The sequence below is a fragment of the Gemmobacter fulvus genome, assembly GCF_018798885.1.
Lineage (GTDB): Bacteria > Pseudomonadota > Alphaproteobacteria > Rhodobacterales > Rhodobacteraceae > Gemmobacter > Gemmobacter fulvus.
Window position 1 is genome coordinate 2356285 of the sequence record NZ_CP076361.1, and the last position, 19878, is coordinate 2376162.

The 19878-nt window shown below is 64.7% G+C and carries 21 protein-coding genes; 9 read left to right on the plus strand and 12 right to left on the minus strand.

Annotated elements, in window-relative coordinates:
- Positions 1-41: 41 nt before the first annotated feature.
- From trxA to KM031_RS11340, 5 genes are all read right to left on the minus strand, one after another.
- Positions 42-368 (minus strand): thioredoxin, encoded by a 327-nt coding sequence (trxA, locus tag KM031_RS11320; RefSeq protein WP_215504800.1) that lies wholly within the window; start codon positions 366-368, stop codon positions 42-44.
- A gap of 105 nt (positions 369-473) precedes the next feature.
- Entirely contained in the window at positions 474-1631 is a 1158-nt protein-coding gene (locus KM031_RS11325; protein ID WP_215504799.1) for a TIGR03862 family flavoprotein, read from the minus strand.
- On the minus strand, positions 1628-2974 hold the full coding sequence (locus tag KM031_RS11330; protein WP_215504798.1) for a mechanosensitive ion channel family protein: 1347 nt from the start codon (positions 2972-2974) through the stop codon (positions 1628-1630). Before KM031_RS11330 ends, KM031_RS11325 begins: the two co-directional genes overlap by 4 nt.
- Positions 2975-3061: 87 nt before the next feature.
- On the minus strand, positions 3062-3766 hold the full coding sequence (locus KM031_RS11335) for a winged helix-turn-helix domain-containing protein (RefSeq protein WP_215505006.1): 705 nt from the start codon (positions 3764-3766) through the stop codon (positions 3062-3064).
- Entirely contained in the window at positions 3738-4016 is a 279-nt protein-coding gene (locus KM031_RS11340; RefSeq protein ID WP_215504797.1) for a hypothetical protein, read from the minus strand. Before KM031_RS11340 ends, KM031_RS11335 begins: the two co-directional genes overlap by 29 nt.
- A 171-nt stretch (positions 4017-4187) precedes the next feature.
- On the opposite strand from KM031_RS11340, the gene KM031_RS11345 reads away from it, so the two are divergent.
- The 3 genes from KM031_RS11345 (at position 4188) to KM031_RS11355 (ending at position 6401) form a co-directional block, all read left to right on the plus strand.
- On the plus strand, positions 4188-4394 hold the full coding sequence (locus tag KM031_RS11345) for a hypothetical protein (RefSeq protein ID WP_215504796.1): 207 nt from the start codon (positions 4188-4190) through the stop codon (positions 4392-4394).
- A 156-nt stretch (positions 4395-4550) separates the two neighbouring features.
- Positions 4551-5189: a ribonuclease HII gene (rnhB, locus tag KM031_RS11350; protein WP_215504795.1), complete on the plus strand. Its 639-nt coding sequence runs from the start codon at positions 4551-4553 to the stop codon at positions 5187-5189.
- A gap of 87 nt (positions 5190-5276) precedes the next feature.
- A complete protein-coding gene (locus KM031_RS11355) occupies positions 5277-6401 on the plus strand; it encodes a site-specific DNA-methyltransferase (protein WP_215504794.1) in 1125 nt (374 codons plus the stop codon).
- Between the two features lie 136 nt (positions 6402-6537).
- Here the strand turns inward: KM031_RS11355 and KM031_RS11360 are convergent, their stop codons facing one another.
- Both KM031_RS11360 and KM031_RS11365 read right to left on the minus strand, forming a co-directional pair.
- The gene (locus KM031_RS11360; RefSeq protein ID WP_215504793.1) at positions 6538-7425 is read right to left on the minus strand and encodes an alpha/beta fold hydrolase; all 888 of its coding nucleotides are present in this window, start codon (positions 7423-7425) and stop codon (positions 6538-6540) included.
- Positions 7426-7510: 85 nt separating this feature from the next.
- Positions 7511-7753, minus strand: coding sequence for a PA2433 domain-containing protein (locus KM031_RS11365; RefSeq protein ID WP_215504792.1), 243 nt, complete (start codon positions 7751-7753; stop codon positions 7511-7513).
- A 232-nt stretch (positions 7754-7985) separates the two neighbouring features.
- Between KM031_RS11365 and KM031_RS11370 the strand changes: the two genes are divergently transcribed.
- The gene (locus tag KM031_RS11370; RefSeq protein WP_215504791.1) at positions 7986-8585 is read left to right on the plus strand and encodes a DUF2062 domain-containing protein; all 600 of its coding nucleotides are present in this window, start codon (positions 7986-7988) and stop codon (positions 8583-8585) included.
- Here the strand turns inward: KM031_RS11370 and KM031_RS11375 are convergent.
- From KM031_RS11375 to KM031_RS11385, 3 genes are read right to left on the minus strand one after another with little or no spacing between them, the layout of a single operon-like run.
- A complete protein-coding gene (locus KM031_RS11375) occupies positions 8582-9688 on the minus strand; it encodes an alkane 1-monooxygenase (protein ID WP_215504790.1) in 1107 nt (368 codons plus the stop codon). The two genes, KM031_RS11370 and KM031_RS11375, sit on opposite strands and share 4 nt — an antisense overlap.
- 45 nt (positions 9689-9733) lie before the next feature.
- Positions 9734-10783, minus strand: a complete 1050-nt coding sequence (gene mutY / locus KM031_RS11380) for an A/G-specific adenine glycosylase (RefSeq protein ID WP_260691910.1) — start codon at positions 10781-10783, stop codon at positions 9734-9736.
- Positions 10780-11814: a dipeptidase gene (locus tag KM031_RS11385; RefSeq protein WP_215504789.1), complete on the minus strand. Its 1035-nt coding sequence runs from the start codon at positions 11812-11814 to the stop codon at positions 10780-10782. The genes mutY and KM031_RS11385 overlap by 4 nt, the downstream gene beginning before the upstream one ends.
- A 151-nt stretch (positions 11815-11965) precedes the next feature.
- Between KM031_RS11385 and KM031_RS11390 the strand changes: the two genes are divergently transcribed.
- From KM031_RS11390 to KM031_RS11410, 5 genes are read left to right on the plus strand one after another with little or no spacing between them, the layout of a single operon-like run.
- On the plus strand, positions 11966-13564 hold the full coding sequence (locus KM031_RS11390; protein ID WP_215504788.1) for an ABC transporter substrate-binding protein: 1599 nt from the start codon (positions 11966-11968) through the stop codon (positions 13562-13564).
- Positions 13565-13612: 48 nt separating this feature from the next.
- On the plus strand, positions 13613-14668 hold the full coding sequence (locus tag KM031_RS11395; protein ID WP_246566994.1) for an ABC transporter permease: 1056 nt from the start codon (positions 13613-13615) through the stop codon (positions 14666-14668).
- A 10-nt stretch (positions 14669-14678) separates the two neighbouring features.
- The gene (nikC, locus tag KM031_RS11400) at positions 14679-15584 is read left to right on the plus strand and encodes a nickel transporter permease (RefSeq protein ID WP_215504786.1); all 906 of its coding nucleotides are present in this window, start codon (positions 14679-14681) and stop codon (positions 15582-15584) included.
- Positions 15581-16411 carry an ABC transporter ATP-binding protein gene (locus tag KM031_RS11405; RefSeq protein ID WP_215504785.1) on the plus strand — a complete coding sequence of 277 codons (831 nt, stop codon included), beginning with the start codon at positions 15581-15583 and terminating at the stop codon, positions 16409-16411. Before nikC ends, KM031_RS11405 begins: the two co-directional genes overlap by 4 nt.
- Before the next feature lies 1 nt (position 16412).
- A complete protein-coding gene (locus KM031_RS11410; protein WP_215504784.1) occupies positions 16413-17162 on the plus strand; it encodes an ABC transporter ATP-binding protein in 750 nt (249 codons plus the stop codon).
- 9 nt (positions 17163-17171) lie between these two features.
- Here the strand turns inward: KM031_RS11410 and KM031_RS11415 are convergent, their stop codons facing one another.
- Together KM031_RS11415 and KM031_RS11420 are read right to left on the minus strand one after the other, a co-directional pair.
- A complete protein-coding gene (locus KM031_RS11415; protein WP_215504783.1) occupies positions 17172-17879 on the minus strand; it encodes a response regulator transcription factor in 708 nt (235 codons plus the stop codon).
- Positions 17876-19792, minus strand: coding sequence for a hybrid sensor histidine kinase/response regulator (locus KM031_RS11420; RefSeq protein ID WP_215504782.1), 1917 nt, complete (start codon positions 19790-19792; stop codon positions 17876-17878). Before KM031_RS11420 ends, KM031_RS11415 begins: the two co-directional genes overlap by 4 nt.
- Positions 19793-19878 lie beyond the last annotated feature (86 nt).

Below are 19878 nucleotides of genomic sequence, written 5' to 3' on the forward strand. Positions count from 1 at the left end.
CCGCAGAGGAGCCGCCTTTTGCACGAGGTTTATGGCCGGATTCAGATCGCAGCGTTAATCCAGTTGGCCAGCGCGGCCTTGGGGGCAGCGCCGATCTTGTTCGACACGACCTGACCATCCTTGAACAGGAACAGCGCCGGAATCCCGCGCACACCCAGCACGGCCGGGCTGTCGGGGTTTTCGTCCACGTTCACTTTGACGATCTTCACTTTGCCGGCAAGTTCGGTTGCCAGTTCTTCCAGCGCAGGGCCGATCTGGCGGCAGGGGCCGCACCATTCGGCCCAGAAATCGACGACGACGGGGATGTCCGACTGGCGGACCTCGGCGTCGAAGGTGGCATCGGTAACGGCTACGGTCGCGGCGCCCATGATTGTTCTCCAAGGGAATCTGTCAGGCACTGAACGTAAGGATCGGGGCGGGCAGCGTCAAGCAGTAGCGGCTTTTGCATGGCGGCACTCAGGATATTGCATGGCTCAGCCAAGATGGCGCGCGGCGGCCTGCCCGGCCCAAAGCCCCGTCGCCCAGCAGGCGGTCAACAGGTAACCCCCCGTCGGCGCTTCCCAATCCAGCATTTCGCCACAGGCAAAGATGCCGGGCAGGGCGCGCAGTTCCAGATCCCCGGTCAGGCTGCCCTGCGCAATGCCGCCTGCCGCCGAAATCGCCTCGGTCAGCGGGCGGGGCCCGGCATGGCAGATCGGTAGCGCCTTAAGCAGGGGGGCCAGCTCTGCGGGCAGCGGGCGCGCCATCTCCATCACCAGCGCGACGCTGGCCGGGGGCAGGCCCAGCTTGCGCAGACGGTTGGCCGCCGTTTCGCCGGGCTTCATCCGGGCCAGCCGGTCGCGCAACTGTGCCGCGCTGTGATCGGGAAACAGATCAAGCTGCAATGGCGCGCCCAGACGCAGTGCCCGGCTGACGCTGTAAATACCGCCACCCTCCAGCCCGCGTTCCGACAGCACGAATTCGCCACGCTCCCGCTGATCGCCCGCAATCAGGCAGGCGCCTTTGATCGGCTGGCCGAAATGTGGGGCCATATGTGCCGACCAGTGCATGTGAAACCCCATGTTCGCAGGCCCAAAGGGGGTGATCTGCACGCCACGCTCTGCCAGCCACGGCACCCAGACGGCATCGGACCCGAGACGCGGCCAGCTGGCCCCGCCAAGCGCCAGCACGGTGACCTCGGGGTGCAGGGTCTGCGGCCCCTCTGGCGTGTCAAAGCGCAGGGCCTCTGCCGCGAAGCCTGTCCAGCGCCAGCGGGTGCGCAGGCTGACGCCCTTGGCCTCCAGACGGGCCAGCCAGGCGCGCAGCAGCGGCGAGGCTTTCATCGCCGTGGGAAAGACCCGCGCCGAGGATCCGGTGAACACTGGCTGCCCAAGGGCCTCGCACCAGGCCTGCACCTGATCCGGGCCAAAGGCGCGCAGCATCGGCGCCAGCCAATCCGCATCGAACCGGGTCAGAAAGGCGGGCAGTGGTTCGGCCTTGGTCACATTCAGCCCGGATTTCCCCGCCATCAGCAGTTTGCGCGCCGGGCTGGGCTTGGCTTCGGCCACCACCACCGCCACTCCGGCATCTGCCAGCGCCTCGGCCGCCATCAGCCCGGCGGGGCCTGCGCCGATGACAAGGGCGCGGCTCACGCCTCGGCCTTGCTGCGCCGGGGTTTGGCGGGGGGGGCAGGATCCTGCTTCAGATGCACCACCCGCTGCGGGAAGGGCATTTCGATGTCATGCTCTTTCAGCGCGTTCCAGATGGCGAAGAGCACCGGGCTGCCAAAGCGGTTCTTGCCGTCATCAATGCCGTTCACCCAGTATTCCACCGCGAAATCCACCGAAGATTCGCCAAAGCCGCGCAATTCGCAATCCGGCCCGTCGGGGGATTTCAGCACGAAGGGCAGCCGCCCGACCGCCTCTTCGATGATGTCGGGGATGGTGTTGATGTCGGTGTCATAGCTGACCGAAAACGCCGCCTCATAGCGGTTGGCCGAGCCCTGGTCGGAGTAGTTCACCACCCGCGTCGTGATGAAATGTTCGTTTGGCACCACGATCCAGCGCCCGTCAAAGGTTTCCAGCACACAGGCGCGGGCCGTCATCTTGATGATGGTGCCCTTTTCGCCGCCATCCAGTTCGACATAATCGCCCACCGTGGTCTGGCCTTCGACCAGCAGGATGATACCCGACACGAAGTTGGCGGCGATCTGTTGCAGGCCCAGCCCGATCCCCACGCCAAGTGCGCCGCCCAGCACCGCAACCGCCGTCAGATCAATGCCCATGATCGACATCAGCAGCAGGAACGCGGCACCAAAGATCATCACCTCGGCGGCCTTGACCGCAAGCTCACGCGTGGCCGGGCGGAGCTCTTCCTGCTTCTTGATATAATCGGCGCTTTGGCGGTTCGACCATGAGCCCAGCCAGAACAGCAGCGATCCGGCAATCAGGCCGCGGATCAGCGCCATCACCGAAAAGCGGATATTGCCCAGCGAGATGATGGTCTCTTCCAGACGTGTGGTGATCTCTGTCAGGATGCCAAGCGCATAGATCGCCGCAATCGGGATCAGCACATAACGCCCCAGCAGCCGCAGGAACGGGTCTGTCAGCACCTCGTTCACAAAGATGCGGGCGGCAAGGAACAGGAAGATGCGTTTGCCAAAGGCAATCACCGCGCCCGACCCGAACAGCGACCGCGTGACCTCTTCCCCCATCGCGGTGAAGGCATAGGCCAGCAGCGGCAGCAGCAAGGGCAGGCCCCGGCGCAGATAGAGGCGGGCGGTGACGGTCAGCCCCGCCTTGCCTTCGGGCGGGGTCAGATAGGGGGCAAGGGCCGGTTGCAGGCGGCGGGTGATCATGCGCGCGGCGATGAAGGCCCCGACCAGCAGCGCGAATTGTGACCATGCGGCGGGCGAGAGCAGCCAGCCCATGGCGATATCGCCTGCCTGTTGCAGCCAAAGGCTGAGTTTCGTGACGATTTCGGGTTGCCCGTCCATAGCGCGACCTCCTGCTTTGCCTGACGCTTGGCAGAGCTGGCGTCAGGGTGCAAGACCGCGCCCCGCGATCTGCCGGGCGCAACCGGATCAGATCATGCGGATCGTGTCTTTTTCGACCGCCAGAACATAACCGCGCCGGGCAATGGTCTTCACCAGCAGTTCCGATACCAGCTGATTGCCCAGGGCATCGCGCAGGCGTTTCACGCGGGTTGCCCCTGCCGCCTCGTCGCAATCGGGTTCGGGTCTGCCCGAAATCACCGATTCGATCTGCGCACCGGTCATCACATCATCATCCATCCGCGCCTCGGCCAGCACCGACAGCGTTTCGATGGCGGCCTCGGTCAGTTTGAATTCCAGATCGTTGATATAGACGGCGCGGCTTTCGCGGCTGATCATCAGCGACGACACCTGAATCCCGGAGCGCTGGATTGCAGAAATGCGGCGGTTCAGCGTGATGATGGTCACCAGAAACACCAGACAGGCCAGCAGCAGCGCGGTCGAAAACACCAGCAGCACAAAGATCACCATGCGATAGCTGGCCAGCACCTCCTGAAAGGTGGTGCCGGATTGCGCGATGATTTCCAGAAGCTTGATCTCGGCCAATGTGCGCAGATCGTCATTGGCGACAAACAGGCGTTCGACCCGGTCGTTGAAGGCGTTGGCATCGGGCAGGGCAAGAAACAGGAACACGGCTGCCGCCACAAGAATGGCGACGATGGTTGCGATACCGAAGGACACCACGCGATTGCCCGCGCGGAGCGATTCAGTAACGGAGGAAGTAATCTCCGGCACTCGACTGTCTTTCATTCAGACCTTCGGGACCGAAGGTGGACACGATGTTCAGCAGCTTCCAGCCACCGGCCTTCAGGCGGGGGGCCAGTTCGGCCTTGGCGGCCTTGCGGTCGCAGGCCGAGACTTGCGCCACACCATAGTGCAGACGCAAGGGGCCATCCTGTTTTGCCTTGTAATCGGCGAAACATTGCGCCTGGGCCGGAAGAGCCGCCAGGGCAAGAAGGGCAGCAAGAAGAAGGGGGCGGATCATGCGCTGCTCCTGGGGTTGCGGTCAGATGTCATACTGTGGGTTGGGGGCCGGTAATTCAATATCAACCGCATGGTAGAGACGTTGTTATGCGATGACAGCGCGCTGATATTGCCTGTCCTGGGCGGGAGGGGCGAGGGTTCGGGCAAGAAAAACGTGCAGGAGGAACAGGCGATGCTCATGCCCCCCAAACGCAGTGGCCGCACCCACCGTTACCACAGAGGGATGCGTCCCGAGTTGAAATTCGCGCTGAGCATGATGCTGGCGCTGGCGGTGCTGACCACCTTGACGCTTTCGGCGCTGCCGGGGCGGTCGGATGCGGCGGCAGTGTGCCGTATGGTGATTGGCGGGCCGCTGTCCGGCACTTGCCGCGACCAGTAAGGGGGCAAAGCCCAACAGTATCGGCGGCCCGCCCTGTCCCCTCTGGGGTGGGTTGCTGACGGCGGGGTGGGAGAGTGGTCCCGCCCCGCTGGTATCCTGCGGCGGCAGCCCTGATTTCAGGTTTGCAAAGCTGTGTGGATCGGGGTTGAAAGGGGCATGACACGCCCTGCCCCTGACCTGAGTTTCGAGCGTGCCGCGCAGGCGCGCGGTGCAACCTGCATTGCCGGTGTGGACGAGGTGGGGCGCGGGCCGCTCTGTGGTCCGGTCACGGCGGCGGCGGTGATCCTGGATCCCGGCCATATACCTGCCGGTATAGGCGACAGCAAAGCCCTGTCCGCCGCGAAGCGTGAACGTCTGTTTGCCGATCTGATGCAAACGGCGCAGGTCAGCGTGGCCCATGCCAGCGTGGCCGAGATCGACAGCCTGAACATCCTGCATGCCAGCCATCTGGCGATGGAACGCGCCATCGCCGGATTGGCGCTGCGGCCCGATTTCGTGCTGGTCGATGGCAACCGCTTGCCCGGCAATCTGCCCTGTGCCGCCGAAGCGGTGGTGAAGGGTGATGCCAAATCACTCTCCATCGCCGCCGCCTCGATCATCGCCAAAGTGGTGCGGGATCGCATCATGGTGGATTTGGCGCAACAGCACCCCGGATATGGCTGGGAGCGGAACGCCGGTTATCCCACCAAGGACCATCTGGCGGCGCTTCTAAATCTTGGGGTGACCCCTCACCATAGGCGTTCGTTCAAACCCGTCCACAACATCTTGTATCAAGCCCCCTTAGTAAGTGATTGATTCAAAAAAGAATTTGACGGCGAATCAGTCCTGACTCATCCTAGGCGTCAACAAATCGGCACAAAGAGGCCGGAGACAGAGGCAGTAATGACGACCAGGAAAATCCCTGCGGAGGCCCCCGTGCTTCCGCTGAACCAGATCCTTGCCGGTGACTGTATCGAGTTGATGAATGGGTTGCCCGCCGGCAGCGTGGACCTGATCTTTGCAGATCCGCCTTACAACCTTCAGTTGAAGGGCGATCTTCATCGCCCGGACAACAGCAAGGTTGATGCGGTGGATGACCACTGGGACCAGTTTTCAAGCTTTGCGGCCTATGACAAGTTCACCCGCGAGTGGTTGGCGGCAGCCAAGCGGCTGTTGAAACCCAATGGCGCGATCTGGGTGATCGGCAGCTATCACAACGTCTTCCGCGTCGGGGCGGCCTTGCAGGATCAGGGCTTCTGGATGCTGAACGATGTGGTCTGGCGCAAGACCAATCCGATGCCGAATTTCAAGGGCAAGCGGCTGACCAACGCGCATGAGACGCTGATCTGGGCCAGCCGGGATGAAGCCTCGAAATACACCTTCAATTACGAGGCGCTGAAGGCGCTGAACGAAGGGGTGCAGATGCGCTCGGATTGGGTGCTGCCGATCTGCACCGGGCATGAGCGGCTGAAGGATGAAAACGGCGACAAGGCGCATCCGACGCAGAAACCGGAAAGCCTGCTGCATCGCGTGTTGGTGGCAACCACCAATCCGGGGGATGTGGTGCTCGACCCGTTCTTCGGCACCGGCACCACGGGTGCTGTCGCCAAGATGCTGGGGCGCGATTTCATCGGCATCGAACGCGAAGAGGCCTATCGCAAGGTGGCCGAAGAGCGGATCGCGCGGGTGCGCAAATTCGACGCCTCGGCGCTGGAGATCACCGGCAGCAAGCGGGCCGAACCGCGCGTGCCCTTCGGGCAGGTGGTGGAACGTGGCATGTTGCGCCCGGGTGAAGAGCTTTATTCGATCGGATCACGGTTCAAGGCCAAGGTGCGCGCCGATGGCACGCTGATCGGCAATGACGTGAAAGGCTCGATCCATCAGGTGGGGGCGGCGCTGGAAGGCGCACCCAGCTGCAATGGCTGGACCTACTGGCATTACAAGCGCGATGGCAAAATGGTGCCCATCGACATTCTGCGCCAGCAGATCCGCGCCGAAATGGAGGCTGACCGCGGCCCGCGTCACTAAGAGGGGGTGGTCGGCACAGTGGTGGGGCCTGCCCCCGCCATTTCCCACAGCATAAGGTTACGCCTGTGCTTCGGTTCGCCGGAAGCACACCTCCCCGCCATGCGTGCATGGCGGGGCTTTTTGTTGCAATCGCGGCTCAGGGCGCGAGAAAGCCATTGATCACCTGCGCCGCCGCTTCGGGCTGTTCCCAGAAGAAATTGTGGCCAAGGCCGGTGAAGGTTTCGTGCCGCGCCGTGGGCAGCAGTTCTTTCACCCGGGTCTGGCTGGCGGCATCGAACAGCGAATCCTGATCGCCCCACAGCACCAGCGTCGGCGCGGTGATGCGCGGGGCCAGCGGGCTCCAATCCGTCAGGGTCAGCGCCTTCAGCACCCCCATCCAGACCTGCGCAGGCACGGCGGCACTTTCGGCGCGTTCGCGCGACAGGAAATCTTCGGCCACTGGCGTCGGGTTCCAGTACCAGGCCAGCATGAATTCGGAATTGGGGTCTATCGGGTGGCTGAGCTTCGGCACATTGTCCCATAGCCAGTCAGACCCGGCTTTCGGCACAGTGGCGGCGGTCGACACCAGCACCAGCTGATCCACGCGCGCGGGGTGATAGGCGGCCAGCGTCGCCGCCGTCATCGAGCCGAGCGAATGGCCGATCACATCGGCCTTGTCGATGTTCAGCGCCGCCAGAAACCCGTCTACATCCTGCGCAAGCGAGTCGATGCCATAGCAGCAGGCGGGGGCGGCGCTGCCGCCATGGCCGCGCAGGTCCAGCGCGATCAGGCGACGCCCGGCCAGATGCGGTGCGAGCAAGGACCAGCTGCGGCTGTTGTCGGTATAGCCATGCAGCAACAGCACCGGCTGACCCTCGGCGCTGCCCATTTCGACATAGCTGAGCTGCTGCCCGTCCGCTGTGGTCACGGTCTTGCGGGCGGCATCCCAATCGGCCTGTGACGGCACAGGCGTATCGGCACCCGCCGGGGTGGCGAGTGCCAGAACGAGCGCCAACAGACCTTGGCGGGCCGACAGGGTGAACATGGGAACCTCCGCTTTTGTTGATTGATCCATCAATCAGCTTTCCGCGGCCCCTGTCTGTCAACCGGAATCTGCGGGCGCGGCGTGTCTATTGGATCCTGAGGATCTGCATGGCCTTGGCCAAGGTGGCGACCGAGGCGTCGTGATCCCCGGCCTCGTGCTGGGTCTGGCCGTCGGCGCGCAGGGTCTGCACCTCGGCCAGCTGTTCCGCGGTGATCTGTGGATTGGCCGCCAGCGCTGCGTCGATCGCCGCCATATCGGCGGGGCAGTGATGGGCAAAGGCGGGTGTCGTGATCAGCAGGGCAATGGCAAAAGCAGCAAGATGTTTCATCTGGTCCCTCCCCGGATAACGGAGCCAAAGGTCCGGCCCCCGGATCAGCCTAGACCCATTGCCTGAGTCGCGCGAGGTCGCCCTGCATCACCGCTCTGTGTGCCCGGGCAGGTTGAACCTTCGGGCGGGATGGGGTTAGCTAGAACGGTTCCCCCATTCCATGCCCCAGAGGTGCGATCCCTTGGTATTCCGCCGCCGCACCCCGCTGAGCCTGCCCCGGAAAATCAGGGCCATGGTCATGCCCGAAGGCGGCTGGTTGCGGGCGCTCAGCTATATGCGCCATCGCTTGCTGCGCATCCCGGATGCGCCGCACCGGATTGCGCGCGGCATTGGCTGCGGCATCTTCGTATCGTTCCTGCCGCTGTTCGGGCTGCATTTCTTTCTGGCGGCGGGGGCGGCCTGGCTGATCCGGGGCAATGTGGTGGCCGCCCTGCTGGGCACCGCCTTCGGCAATCCGGTGACCTTTCCGCTGATCGCGGTGGTGTCGGTCGAACTTGGTCATCTGCTACTAGGCACCGGGGTTGATGGCGTGCCCGCGTTGCAGATCCTCACCGCTTTTGCGCAGGCGGGGGACGAGGTGCTGCGCAATATCTGGGCCATCTTCTCGCCCGAGCCGACGCAGTGGCAACGGCTGAGCCGGTTCTTCTTCGGCCTGTTCATCCCCTATCTGGTGGGCGGGATCCTGCCGGGGCTGGCCTGCGCGTTTGCGGGCTATTGCCTGAGCCTGCCGATTATCGGCGCGGTGCAGACGCTCCGGCGCAAACGGATGCGCGACCGCGCCGAACGGCTGCGCGAGGCGGCGGCTGCGCGGCAGGACGGGCCGCAGGCCTAGCGCTGCGGCGGCGTCCAGTCTGTCACATCCGGGTAATAGGTCTTGCGCCAGGCCCGCACGCGCGGGTTCATCCGCCGCCGCCAGAGCGGCGGGATCATCGCCAGTGTCGCCATGGCCGGATACCCGAAGGGTAGCATCGGCGCTTCGTCTGCCGCATAGGTTTGCAGCAGCGGAAAGCGGCGGTCGGGTTTGGTGTGATGGTCAGAATGGCGTTGCAGATTGATCAGCAGCCAGTTTGACGCCTTGTGCGGCGCGTTCCACGAATGATGCGGGCGCACGGGTTCATACTTGCCCGAGGGCAGTTGGCGGCGGGTCAGGCCGTAATGTTCGATGTAATTGGTCAGCTCCAGCTGCCAGACCGCAAAGAACGCCTGCAAGGCAAACAGCACCAGCCCGAACCAGCCCCCCACCAGAAACGCCAGCAGCAACGCCCCGGCTTGCAGCGCCGCATAGCGCCAGAACGGATTGGAGCGATGCCAGACCGGGCGCCCCACGCGGGCCAGCCTGTCGCGCTCTGCCGCCCAGGCCGAGGGCGGGCAGTCACGCAGCACCCGCAGGAAATAGCGGTGGAAGCCTTCGTTATACCGCGCCGTCACCGCATCGCGCGGGGTGCCGACATGGCTGTGATGCACCAGCAGATGCTCGGTGCGGAAATGGCTGTACAGCACCGAGGCCAGCAGCAGATCACCCAGCCACCGTTCAAGATCATTGCGCTGATGCAACAGCTCGTGGGCATAGACGATGCCGATGGTGCCCGACATCACGCCCAACCCGAAGAACAGGCCCAGGATTTCGACCCAGGACAGGTGACTGGTGCGTGTCACCCACCAGATCATGCCATAGATGGTCAGCAGTTGCAGCGGCAGCCAGATCAGGGTGATGGCGCGATGCCAGATCAGATCCTGTTCATCGGTCTGCGGATCGGGATTGTCTTCGTTCAGGCCCAGCACCGCATCCAGCAGCGTGGTCAGCATCCAGGCATAGGCGGGCATCAGCAGCACGGTCCATCCGCCCTGCGTGGCACCGATGAAGGCCAGGGGGATCAGGCCAAGTGACAGCCAGAAGGGCAGGGCATGTCTGAGCGAGGTGATATCCGGTGCCATGGGGGCCTCCTGTTGCGGGCAGTCTAGGCGCAGGCGGGCGCGCGCTCAACCGGGCTGCGGCAAGATGGCCAGATCCCATGCCTTGCGCATCACGGTGGGCAGGGCTGTAGGGGAAAAGTCGGTGCGCGGGGTGAACTGGCCGCGATCCGGGTTGCCATCGGATTGCGCCGCCAGCACGGTCAGGATCAGGTGGAAATGGGTAAAGGTGTGGCGCACCTCGCCCCGGTCCTGCCAGTCTGCCGCCAGCGGTGCGGGCAGGTCGCTGCCATCCCAGCCGGTGGTCGGAAAGCCTGCCATGCCGCCCAGCAGACCCTTGGCCGGGCGTTCCTCCAGCAGCACCGCGCCATCGTGCCGGGTGACAAGCCACAGCGTGCCATGGCGGATCGGTTTGGCGGGCTTGGGCGATTTGCGCGGCAGGCTGGCCTGCACGCCGACGCTGCGGGCGGCGCAGTCCTCGGTCCAGGGGCAGAGGCTACAGGCCGGATTGCGTGGGGTGCAGATCGTCGCGCCCAGATCCATCACCGCCTGCGCATAATCGCCGGGGCGCAGCGCCGGGGTAAGCTCGGCGGCGCAGGTGGTCAGTTCGGCTTTGGCCTGTGGCAGCGGCGTTTCCACCAGACGCAGCCGGGCCATCACCCGCTCCACATTGCCATCGACGACGGTGGCGGCCTCGTCAAAGGCAATCGCGGCGATGGCGGCGGCGGTATAGGGGCCGATGCCGGGCAGGCTGAGCAGCGCATTGCGGCTGCCCGGAAACTCGCCGCCATGATCCTGCGCCACGGCGCGGGCGCATTTCAGCAGGTTGCGGGCGCGGGCGTAATAGCCAAGCCCGGCCCATTCGGCCATCACCTCGGCATCCGGCGCGGCGGCAAGGGCGCTGACCGTGGGCCAGCGCGCAGTGAAGCGCTGGAAGTAGTCGCGCACCGCCGCAACGGTGGTCTGTTGCAGCATCACCTCGGACAGCCACACCCGATAGGGATCGGGCCGCACCCCCGCCTTGCGCTGATCCGGCGGCACGCGCCAGGGCATCGTGCGGTGGTGGCGGTCATACCAGTGCAGCAACCGGGCGGAGAGATCGGCGGGGCTGGTGCTCACCCGATCACCCGGCGCAGCAGGTCCATCCAGTTGCCCCAGAGCAGACGCTCGATCAGCGCCGCGCCATAGCCCGCCGCCTCCATGCCCGCCACCAGTTTCGGCAGATCGGCGGCCGAGCCGAGCCAGTCGGCGGTCATCGTGCCGTCAAAATCCGATCCCAGCGCCACGCCGCCTTCGCCCAGCCGCGCAATCAGGTGATCCAGATGTGCGATCATGCGGCCCACCGGCATGTCTGCCTTCTTGATGCCATCCTCGCGCAGGAAGGCTACGCCGAAATTCAGCCCGACCAGCCCGCCGGTTTCGCGCATCGCATCCAACTGGCGGTCGGTCATGTTGCGGGTGGCGGGGCAGAGCGCATGGGCGGCGGAATGGGTGGAGACAAGCGGTTTGCCGGTCATGCGCGCCACATCCCAGAACCCGGCCTCGTTCAGATGGGCCAGATCGACCAGCACCCCCAGCCGTTCACATTCGGCCACCAGTCGTTTGCCCGCATCGGTCAGGCCCGGCCCGGTATCGGGCGAGGCCGGAAAGTTGAACGGCACCCCATGGCCAAAGATGTTGTCGCGGCTCCACACCGGGCCAAGGCTGCGCAGCCCGGCGGCGTGATAGACCTGCAATTCCTCCAGCCCGGCGCCGATGCCTTCGCAGCCTTCGATATGCAGCAGCGCGGCAATGGCCCCGGCTGCCCGTGCCGCCTCGATCTCGGCCACGCTGCGGCACAGGCGGATCGTGTCGGGGCGGGCCTCGCTCATGCGCAGCAGGATTGCGGCCTGTTCCATCGTGATCCGATGCGCCTTCTCAACGCTGATCGGCGCAAAGGCGCGATAGGTCGCCATCGGATCCGGCGCGCCCTCGCGTTCGCCCGGCACCCAGATGGCGAAAAACCCGCCCGCAAAGCCGCCCGCCCGGCAGGCCGCCAGCGAAATGTCACCTTGGCGCCCGGCAAAGAAAGTTTCGCCATGGTGATCGCCCGCATGCCATAGGCAGGACAGCAGATCATTGTGGCCGTCGAATATGGCAGGGCTGGGCATGGATGCTCCTTCCTCGGGCGGTTTGTTGCGCGGATCACGCCATGTTTCATCTCGGTTGACAAGCCCATGCGAAAGTTGCCCAATCGGTCAAGAACTTTGGCCCCAACGACCAGAGTCGAAAAAAAACGCAAATAAACCAAGGGAGTTCTAGATGTTGCTTGATCCGTCTCTGCGCCGGGCTGGCCTTGCCGCCCTGTCTGCCCTGATGCTCAGCACCGCGCCTGCCGTGCTGCTGGCGGAAACGCCGCCCGATACGCTGGTGATCGCCGATGCGATTGACGACATCGTGTCGCTTGATCCGCATGAGGCCTATGAGTTTTCGGGTCTGGACGTGGTGAATAACGTCTATGACGGTCTGGTGGAACTCGATCCCGCCAAACCGGGCGAGCCGATCCCCGGTCTGGCCGAAAGCTGGGCCGTGGCCGAGGATGGCATGACCTTCACCTTCAAGATGAAGCCCGGCCTCACCTTCTCGTCCGGCAATCCGGTGACGGCAGAGGATGCGGCGTTTTCGCTGCAACGTGCGGTCAAGCTGAACAAATCCCCGGCCTTCATCCTGAACCAGTTCGGCTGGACGGCGGAAAACGTCGACAGCATGGTCACCGCTGAAGGCGATACCCTCACCCTCAAGACCGACAAGGTCTATGCGCCGACCTTCCTCTACAACTGCCTTACCGCCGGTGTCGCCTCGATTGTCGACAAGGCGACCGTCATGGCCAATGAGGCCAATGGCGACATGGGCAATGAATGGCTGAAGAACAATTCGGCAGGCACAGGGGCCTTCGTGCTGAAATCCTTCAAGCCGAATGACGGCTATCTGCTGGAGGCCCGCGCGGGCCATTGGCGGGGCGATGCGGCGGTGAAATCGGTGTTCATGCGCCATGTGCCCGAAGCCGCAACCCAGCGCCTGTTGCTGGAAAAAGGCGATATCGACGTGGCGCGCGAACTGACGCCGGTGGATATCGAAGGCATGGCGGGCAATGCCGATGTGAAGGTGCAGGCCGATGTGGGCGGCCAGATCTTCTATCTCGCCTTCAACCAGAAGAACGAGAATTACAAGAACGCCAAATTCCTAGAGGCGATGCGCTGGGCGGTCGATTATCAGGGCATGGCCGATACCTTCCTGAAGGGCAACATGGTGCCGCACCAGGCCTTCCTGCCGAAAGGCTATCTCGGCGCGATGGAAGATCTGCCCTACAGCCTCGATATTGAAAAGGCCAAGGCGCTGCTGGCGGAATCGGGCATTGCCGCGCCGAAAGTGGTGCTGGATGTGCGCAACGCCGCCGACCGCATGGATATGGCGCAGTCGATCCAGAACACCTTCGGGCAGGCGGGCATCACGGTGGAGCTGAACATCGGCGAGGGGGCAGAGCAGCTCAAACGCTACCGCGCCCGTCAGCATGACGGCACGCTGCAAAGCTGGGGCCCGGATTACCCCGATCCGCATACCAATGCCTCGGCCTTTGCGATGAATGCCGACAATTCGGATGGTGCCTCGACCGGCGGTCTGGCGTATCGCAACGCCTATGATCCGGGCGAGTTGCACGCCAAGACCGAAGCCGCCGTGGCCGAAGGCGATGCCGCCAAGCGCAAGGCGATGTATGAAGAGATCCAGAAAACCCACCGGGAAACCTCGCCCTTCATCGTGATGTTCCAGATCGGCTATCAATCCGCGATGCGCAGCAATGTAGAAGGTTTCTACACCGGGGGCGCGATTGACAGCGCCGCCTACTGGCTCGTGACAAAATAAGCGATTGCGCCCCCGGTGCCTGTGGTGCCGGGGGCGTTGCATATGACCATGACCATATCCCCCCCCGCCTCTTCAAAACTCGGAGCCCGGCTACGTGGCCTCGGCTCTGTCCTGCTTTCTTTGGCCGTCACCCTGTTCGGCCTGCTGCTCGTGACCTTCATCATTGGCCGGGTCGTGCCGATCGACCCGGTTCTGGCCATCGTCGGGGATCGCGCGACCGAGGCGCAGATCGAGGCGACGCGCGTGGCGCTGGGGCTGGACCAGCCGATGTGGCAGCAATTCTTCATCTATGCAGGCAATGCACTGCAAGGTGATCTCGGCCAGTCGATCCGCACCGGCGAGCCGGTGATCGAGGCGGTGGCGCGTGCCTTTCCCGCCACGCTGGAACTGGCGACGCTGGCCACCATCATGGGCGTTCTGGCCGGGGTGCCCGCCGGGGTTCTGGCCGCCACGCGGCCCGGCAGCCTTGCCGACCATCTGGTGCGGCTGGTCGGGTTGATGGGCTATTCCATGCCGGTGTTCTGGCTGGGGCTGATCGGGCTTTTGCTGTTTTACGGCGTGCTGGATTGGGTGGGCGGGCCGGGCAGGCTCGATGCCGCCTATGACATGATGTATGATTTCGAGGTGACGCCTGTCACCGGCATGATCCTGATCGACACGGCACTGGCCGGGCGTTGGGACATGTTCACCAATGCCATCAGCCATATCATCCTGCCCGCCGGTCTGCTGGGCTATGTGTCGATGGCCTATATCAGCCGGATGACCCGCAGCTTCATGATGAACGAACTGAGCCAGGAATATATCACCACCGCCCGCGTGAAGGGGATGCCGGAATGGCGGGTGATCTGGGTTCATGCGATGAAGAACGTGGCGGTGCCGCTGATCACCGTGGTCGCGCTCAGCTATGCCTATCTGCTGGAAGGATCGGTGCTGACCGAGACGATTTTTGCCTGGCCCGGCCTTGGCAGCTACATCACCGATGCGCTGCTGGTGAATGACATGCCTGCCGTGCTGGGGGGCACGGTGGTGGTGGGCGTGGCCTTCGTGCTGCTCAATCTGTTTTCGGACCTGCTGTACAAGCTGGTCGATCCGCGCGCGCGGTAAAGGGGGCAGCATGTCGCAATTCATCACATGGCTGCGTGATCCCAATCCTGCCTCGCGTCGGCAGGCCCGGCTAGGGCAAACCTATCTGGGCTGGCTGCGGCTGAAGCGCAATCCGCTGGCGGTGGCGGGGCTGATCATCATCGGGGCGCTGCTGCTGATGGCGGCCTTTGCGCCTTGGCTTGCCACCCATGATCCGGTGGCGCAGAACCTGCAAAACCGGCTGTTGCCGCCCGGCTCTCCGGGGCATTTTCTGGGCACCGACGATTTCGGCCGCGATATCTGGAGCCGGATCGTGCATGGCGCGCGCATCACGCTTTACATCATCGCCCTGGTGGCGGTGACGGCCCCGCTGATCGGCATGCTGGTCGGCACGGTGGCGGGCTATTTCGGTGGCTGGGTCGATCAGGTGCTGATGCGCATCACCGATATTTTCCTCGCCTTTCCCCGGCTGATCCTGGCGCTGGCGCTGGTGGCGGTGCTGGGGCCGGGCATCGAGAACGCAGTTCTGGCCATCGCGCTGACCGCCTGGCCGCCCTATGCGCGGGTGGCGCGGGCCGAAACGCTGACCGTGCGCAATTCCGATTACATCGCGGCGGTGCGGCTGCAAGGGGCGGGGGCCAGCCGGATCATCTGGGGCCATGTGATGCCGATGTGCCTGCCCTCGGTCATCATCCGCGTCACGCTGGATATGGCGGGGGTGATCCTGATTGCGGCGGGCCTTGGCTTTCTGGGCCTTGGTGCACAACCGCCGCTGTCGGAATGGGGGCTGATGATCTCGGCCGGGCGCAAATACCTGTTTGAACAATGGTGGGTGGCCACCATGCCGGGGCTTGCCATCTTCATCGTGTCGCTGGGCTTCAACCTGCTGGGCGACGGGCTGCGCGACGTGCTGGACCCGAGGAGCAGTGGCAAATGACCCTTCTGTCGGTAAAAAACCTGCGTGTGACCTTTAATACCGAGGCGGGCCGGGTCGAGGCGGTGCGCGGCGTGTCGTTCAGCCTTGGCCGCGAACGGCTGGGCATCGTCGGCGAAAGTGGCTCGGGCAAGACCATGACCGGGCGTTCGGTGCTGCGGCTGATCCGCCCGCCGGGGCGGATCGAGGCGGACGAGATGCTGTTCAATGGCCGCGACCTGATGAAGATGAGCGAACGGGAAATGCGCGCCCTGCGCGGCCCGCGCATGGCGATGGTGATGCAGGATCCGAAATATTCGCTGAACCCGGTGATGAAGATCGGTGATCAGCTGACCGAGGGGCTGCGCCAGCGTGACAGGCTGGGCCGGGCCGCCGCCCGCGACAAGGCGGTTGCAGCGCTGGAGGCGGTGCAGATCCGCGACCCTGGCCGGGTGATGGAGGCCTATCCGCACGAATTGTCGGGCGGCATGGGCCAGCGGGTGATGATCGCCATGATGCTGATCCCCAACCCCGATCTGCTGATTGCGGACGAGCCGACCTCGGCGCTGGATGTGACGGTGCAGGCCGAGGTTCTGTCGATCCTCGATGGTCTTGTGCGCGACCGGGGCATGGGGCTGATCTTCATCAGCCATGATCTGCGGCTGGTGGCGCGGTTCTGTGACCGGGTGCTGGTGATGTACAAGGGCCGCGTGGTCGAAGAGCTGGCGGCGCAGGATCTGTTGCAGGCCAGACATCCCTATACGCAGGGCCTGCTGAACTGCCTGCCCCGGATTGGCGGCGACCGGGGGCCGTTGCCGGGGCTGGACCGCACTGCAGATTGGGCACGCTGAAATGGCTTTGATCGAGATCGAAAACCTGTCGGTGACCTTCGAGGCCAAGGGCCGCAGCGTCCGAGCGGTCGAGGGGGTGAGCCTGTCTGTCGACAGCCGGGAAAGCTTTGGGCTGGTGGGCGAAAGCGGGTCGGGCAAAAGCACCATCCTGCGCGCGATCTGCGGGCTGGCGCCGGTGTCGGGCGGCACGATCCGCATCGGCGGCGCGCCGGTCGAACGGGGCCGCGCCTTTTCGCGCCGGGTGCAGATGGTGTTTCAGGACCCCTATGCCAGCCTGCACCCCCGGCACACGCTGGACCGCACGCTGTCAGAGCCGCTGGCGATTCATGGCATCGGCGACACTGACAAACGCGTGGTGCAGGCGCTGGCGGATGTGGGTCTGCCGGTGTCGTTCCGCTTTCGTTATCCGCACCAGCTTTCCGGCGGGCAGCGGCAAAGGGTGGCGATTGCGCGGGCGCTGATGCTGGAGCCGGAGATCCTGCTGCTGGACGAACCGACCTCGGCGCTGGATGCCAGTGTGCAGGCCGAAACGCTCAATCTGCTCAGCCGTTTGCGCGAAGAGCGCGGGCTGACCTTCCTGATGGTCAGCCATGATCTCGCGGTGATCGACCATATGTGTGACCGGGTGCTGGTGATGCAGCATGGCCGTGCGGTGGAAGAGCTGACGCGCGCGCAACTGGCCGGGGCGCAGATGCAGACGACCTATGCGCGCAGCCTGTTCGAGGCCAGCGCCGACCGGATGCTGGCGTGATGGCGGGGCCTAGCCCCAGCTGACATCGCCCAGAAAAATATACCCCGCGCCATAGATCGTCTTGATCAGCGTGGGGTTTTTCGGGTCTTCGCCCAGTTTGGTGCGCAGGCGCGAAATGCGGACATCCATGGCGCGATCAAAGCTTTCCCCCGCCACGCCACCCAGCGTTTCCTGCATCTGCGTGCGCGAAATCAGGCGTTTCGGCGCATCGAGGAACAGGCGCAGCACCTCGCCCTCGGCATGGGAAAACGGCACTTCGCCGCCATCCGCGGCGATCAGCACATATCGGTCGAACAGGGCCGTCCAGCCGTTGAACCGTGCGATCTGCGCACCCCGGTCCGGTTCCGGGCGGGATTTGCGCAGCCGCGCCCGCACCCGCGCCACCACCTCGGCCGGATCGAAGGGTTTGATGATGTAATCATCCGCCCCCAGTTCCAGCCCGGTCACACGATCCTGCACCTGCGCGCGCCCCGAGATGATGATGATCGACGCCCCGGATTCAAGCGCCAGCCGATGCACCACCGCCAGCCCGTCACGGTCGGGCAGACCCAGATCGACCAGACAGACATCGGGGGTCATGCGTTTCAGCGCCGCCTCGAATTCGGTGGCGCGGCCATGGGTGGTGACGCGGTATCCCGCCTCTTCCAGCGCATCGGCCAGCATCCGGCGGATTTCCGGCTCGTCGTCCAGAATGGCAATATGCGGGGCTTTGGTCATGCGAGGCTGGCTCCGATTACGGCAGAAAGCGTGGCGGCATCGAAGGGCTTGGTCAAGACCGGGGCTGTGGCGGCCAGACGGCGCGGGTCGCCTGCGGGCAGCGCGCTCATCAGCAGCAGGCGGGCGGCATGGCCCTTGGCGTGCAGCGCCGCCGCCAGATCGGTGCCGCTCATCGCGCCGGCCAGCTGGATGTCCGACAGCACCAGACCGATGCCGGGCACCTCGGCCAGCGCCAGCGCCTCGGCGCCGCTTGCGGCCTCGATCACGGCATGGCCTGCGGCGCGCAACATGCCGCGCACGGTTTCGCGGATGTCGGGATCATCTTCGACCAACAGCACCAGCAGCGGCGCGGGGGCAATCTCCACCGGGCGCAACGGCAGCCGAAGCGAGACCGAAGCCCCGCCGCCGGGCCGGTTCGACAGGCGCAATGTGCCGCCCGCAAGTGTGGTCTGGTCATAGACCATCGACAGGCCCAACCCGGTGCCCTCGCCGCCCTTCGTGGTGAAGAACGGGTCCAGCGCCTTGTCGAGTGCCTCGGCGCTAAAGCCAGTGCCCTCATCCTCGACGCGGATTTCCAGCCAGGTGTCGCGCAGCGCCTGCGCGCAGATGCGGATCAGACCCCCTTTGGCCCCCATGGCATCGCGGGCATTCAGGACCAGATTGACCAGCGCATCCTGCAAAGCCCCGGCATCCAGCAACAGCAGCGGCAGAGGGCCGCCGATATGAGTTTCCAGCCGGGTCGTCTCGGGAAGGGTGGGGGTGGCGAGCAGGCGCAGATCGTCCAGCAGGGCGGCCACATCGGTCGCCACCGGGCGCGGCGCGCGACGCCCCGAGACCGAGGCGATGCGGTCCAGCAGAACCCCGCCGCGCCGTGCCGCCGCCAAGGTGCCCGCCACCAGCGCGCGCCCGTCCTCGGGCAGATCAAGCCGTTCCAGCCGACCTTGCAGCCCGAGGATGATGGTCAGCAGATTGGCAAAATCATGCGCAACCCCCGAGGTCAGCTGCACCGCCAGTTCGCGTTTGCGGGTCTGCATCAGGGCGGCACGGGCCTGGGTTTCGCTGGTGACATCCATCGACAGGATATAGACGCCGCTGATCGGCCCGTCGGCAATCTGATCCGGGGTGAAGGCGGCCCGGATGCGGCGGCCACTGGCCTCGTCGCTGAATTCAAAGACCGAGGCCTCGCCCTCCAGCGCGCGCAGCAGATAGGGGTGGATCTTCTCGAAGGTCTCATCCCCCAGCGCCTCGCGCCCGGTCAGCCCGAGGATCTGCGACGGGCGGCCCGGAATGACGGTGCTGAGCCTGCGGTTGGAATAGGTATAGCGCAGATCCCGCCCGACATGCGCGATATGGGCGGGCATCATTTCGGTGGTCAGCCGGGTGCGCGCCTCCATTTCCGTCAGTTCGCGCTTGGCTTCCTGCAAGGCGGTATTGGTGGCGGCCAGCGCACGGTTCGCCTGTGCCAGCCGTTCTGAATTGGCCAGCACCTCATCGCTGAGTTCGGCGGAACGGGCGCGCAACATGCGTTCCTGAAGCTTCACTTCGGTGATGTCGGTATAGACAGTGACCCAGCCGCCCTGCGGCAGCGGCGAGCCTTCGACGGAAATCCAGCGCCCGCCGGGGCGCTCGCGTTCCATGTAATGCGGCTGGAAGGCGCGAGCGGCGCGCACCCGGGCCTGCACCGCCGCTTCGGGGTCATCGACCACGCCATATTCGCCGCGCCCGACCAGAAAGCGGATCGTTTCTTCGAAACTGGCGCCTTCGCTGGCCAGATGTTCCGGCAGCGCGAACATTTCCTGAAAGCGCGGGTTCCACACGGCCAGTCGCAGATCGCGGTCATAGATCGACAGCGCCTGCTGGATCAGGTTCAGCCCGGCCCGCATCAGGCCCGCGCGTGCCTCGTCTGTGCCCATGGCTTTGCCCCCTCTTTATTCATGGCTATCATTGCCGGACCCGCAACCGGAAGCGACAATCTCTGCCTGTAACAATTCGCAAGGAT

What these genes read in the sequence shown, in the direction of transcription:
- KM031_RS11405 (WP_215504785.1), top strand. Translation starts at nt 15,581, where the DNA reads ATGACCCTTCTGTCGGTAAAAAACCTGCGTGTGACCTTTAATACCGAG.
- KM031_RS11415 (WP_215504783.1), bottom strand. Translation starts at nt 17,879, where the DNA reads ATGACCAAAGCCCCGCATATTGCCATTCTGGACGACGAGCCGGAAATC.
- trxA (WP_215504800.1), bottom strand. Translation starts at nt 368, where the DNA reads ATGGGCGCCGCGACCGTAGCCGTTACCGATGCCACCTTCGACGCCGAG.
- KM031_RS11345 (WP_215504796.1), top strand. Translation starts at nt 4,188, where the DNA reads ATGCTCATGCCCCCCAAACGCAGTGGCCGCACCCACCGTTACCACAGA.
- KM031_RS11370 (WP_215504791.1), top strand. Translation starts at nt 7,986, where the DNA reads ATGGTCATGCCCGAAGGCGGCTGGTTGCGGGCGCTCAGCTATATGCGC.
- KM031_RS11365 (WP_215504792.1), bottom strand. Translation starts at nt 7,753, where the DNA reads ATGAAACATCTTGCTGCTTTTGCCATTGCCCTGCTGATCACGACACCC.
- KM031_RS11360 (WP_215504793.1), bottom strand. Translation starts at nt 7,425, where the DNA reads ATGTTCACCCTGTCGGCCCGCCAAGGTCTGTTGGCGCTCGTTCTGGCA.
- KM031_RS11395 (WP_246566994.1), top strand. Translation starts at nt 13,613, where the DNA reads ATGACCATATCCCCCCCCGCCTCTTCAAAACTCGGAGCCCGGCTACGT.
- KM031_RS11390 (WP_215504788.1), top strand. Translation starts at nt 11,966, where the DNA reads ATGTTGCTTGATCCGTCTCTGCGCCGGGCTGGCCTTGCCGCCCTGTCT.
- KM031_RS11340 (WP_215504797.1), bottom strand. Translation starts at nt 4,016, where the DNA reads ATGATCCGCCCCCTTCTTCTTGCTGCCCTTCTTGCCCTGGCGGCTCTT.
- KM031_RS11355 (WP_215504794.1), top strand. Translation starts at nt 5,277, where the DNA reads ATGACGACCAGGAAAATCCCTGCGGAGGCCCCCGTGCTTCCGCTGAAC.
- KM031_RS11330 (WP_215504798.1), bottom strand. Translation starts at nt 2,974, where the DNA reads ATGGACGGGCAACCCGAAATCGTCACGAAACTCAGCCTTTGGCTGCAA.
- KM031_RS11410 (WP_215504784.1), top strand. Translation starts at nt 16,413, where the DNA reads ATGGCTTTGATCGAGATCGAAAACCTGTCGGTGACCTTCGAGGCCAAG.
- KM031_RS11420 (WP_215504782.1), bottom strand. Translation starts at nt 19,792, where the DNA reads ATGGGCACAGACGAGGCACGCGCGGGCCTGATGCGGGCCGGGCTGAAC.
- KM031_RS11385 (WP_215504789.1), bottom strand. Translation starts at nt 11,814, where the DNA reads ATGCCCAGCCCTGCCATATTCGACGGCCACAATGATCTGCTGTCCTGC.
- nikC (WP_215504786.1), top strand. Translation starts at nt 14,679, where the DNA reads ATGTCGCAATTCATCACATGGCTGCGTGATCCCAATCCTGCCTCGCGT.
- rnhB (WP_215504795.1), top strand. Translation starts at nt 4,551, where the DNA reads ATGACACGCCCTGCCCCTGACCTGAGTTTCGAGCGTGCCGCGCAGGCG.
- KM031_RS11375 (WP_215504790.1), bottom strand. Translation starts at nt 9,688, where the DNA reads ATGGCACCGGATATCACCTCGCTCAGACATGCCCTGCCCTTCTGGCTG.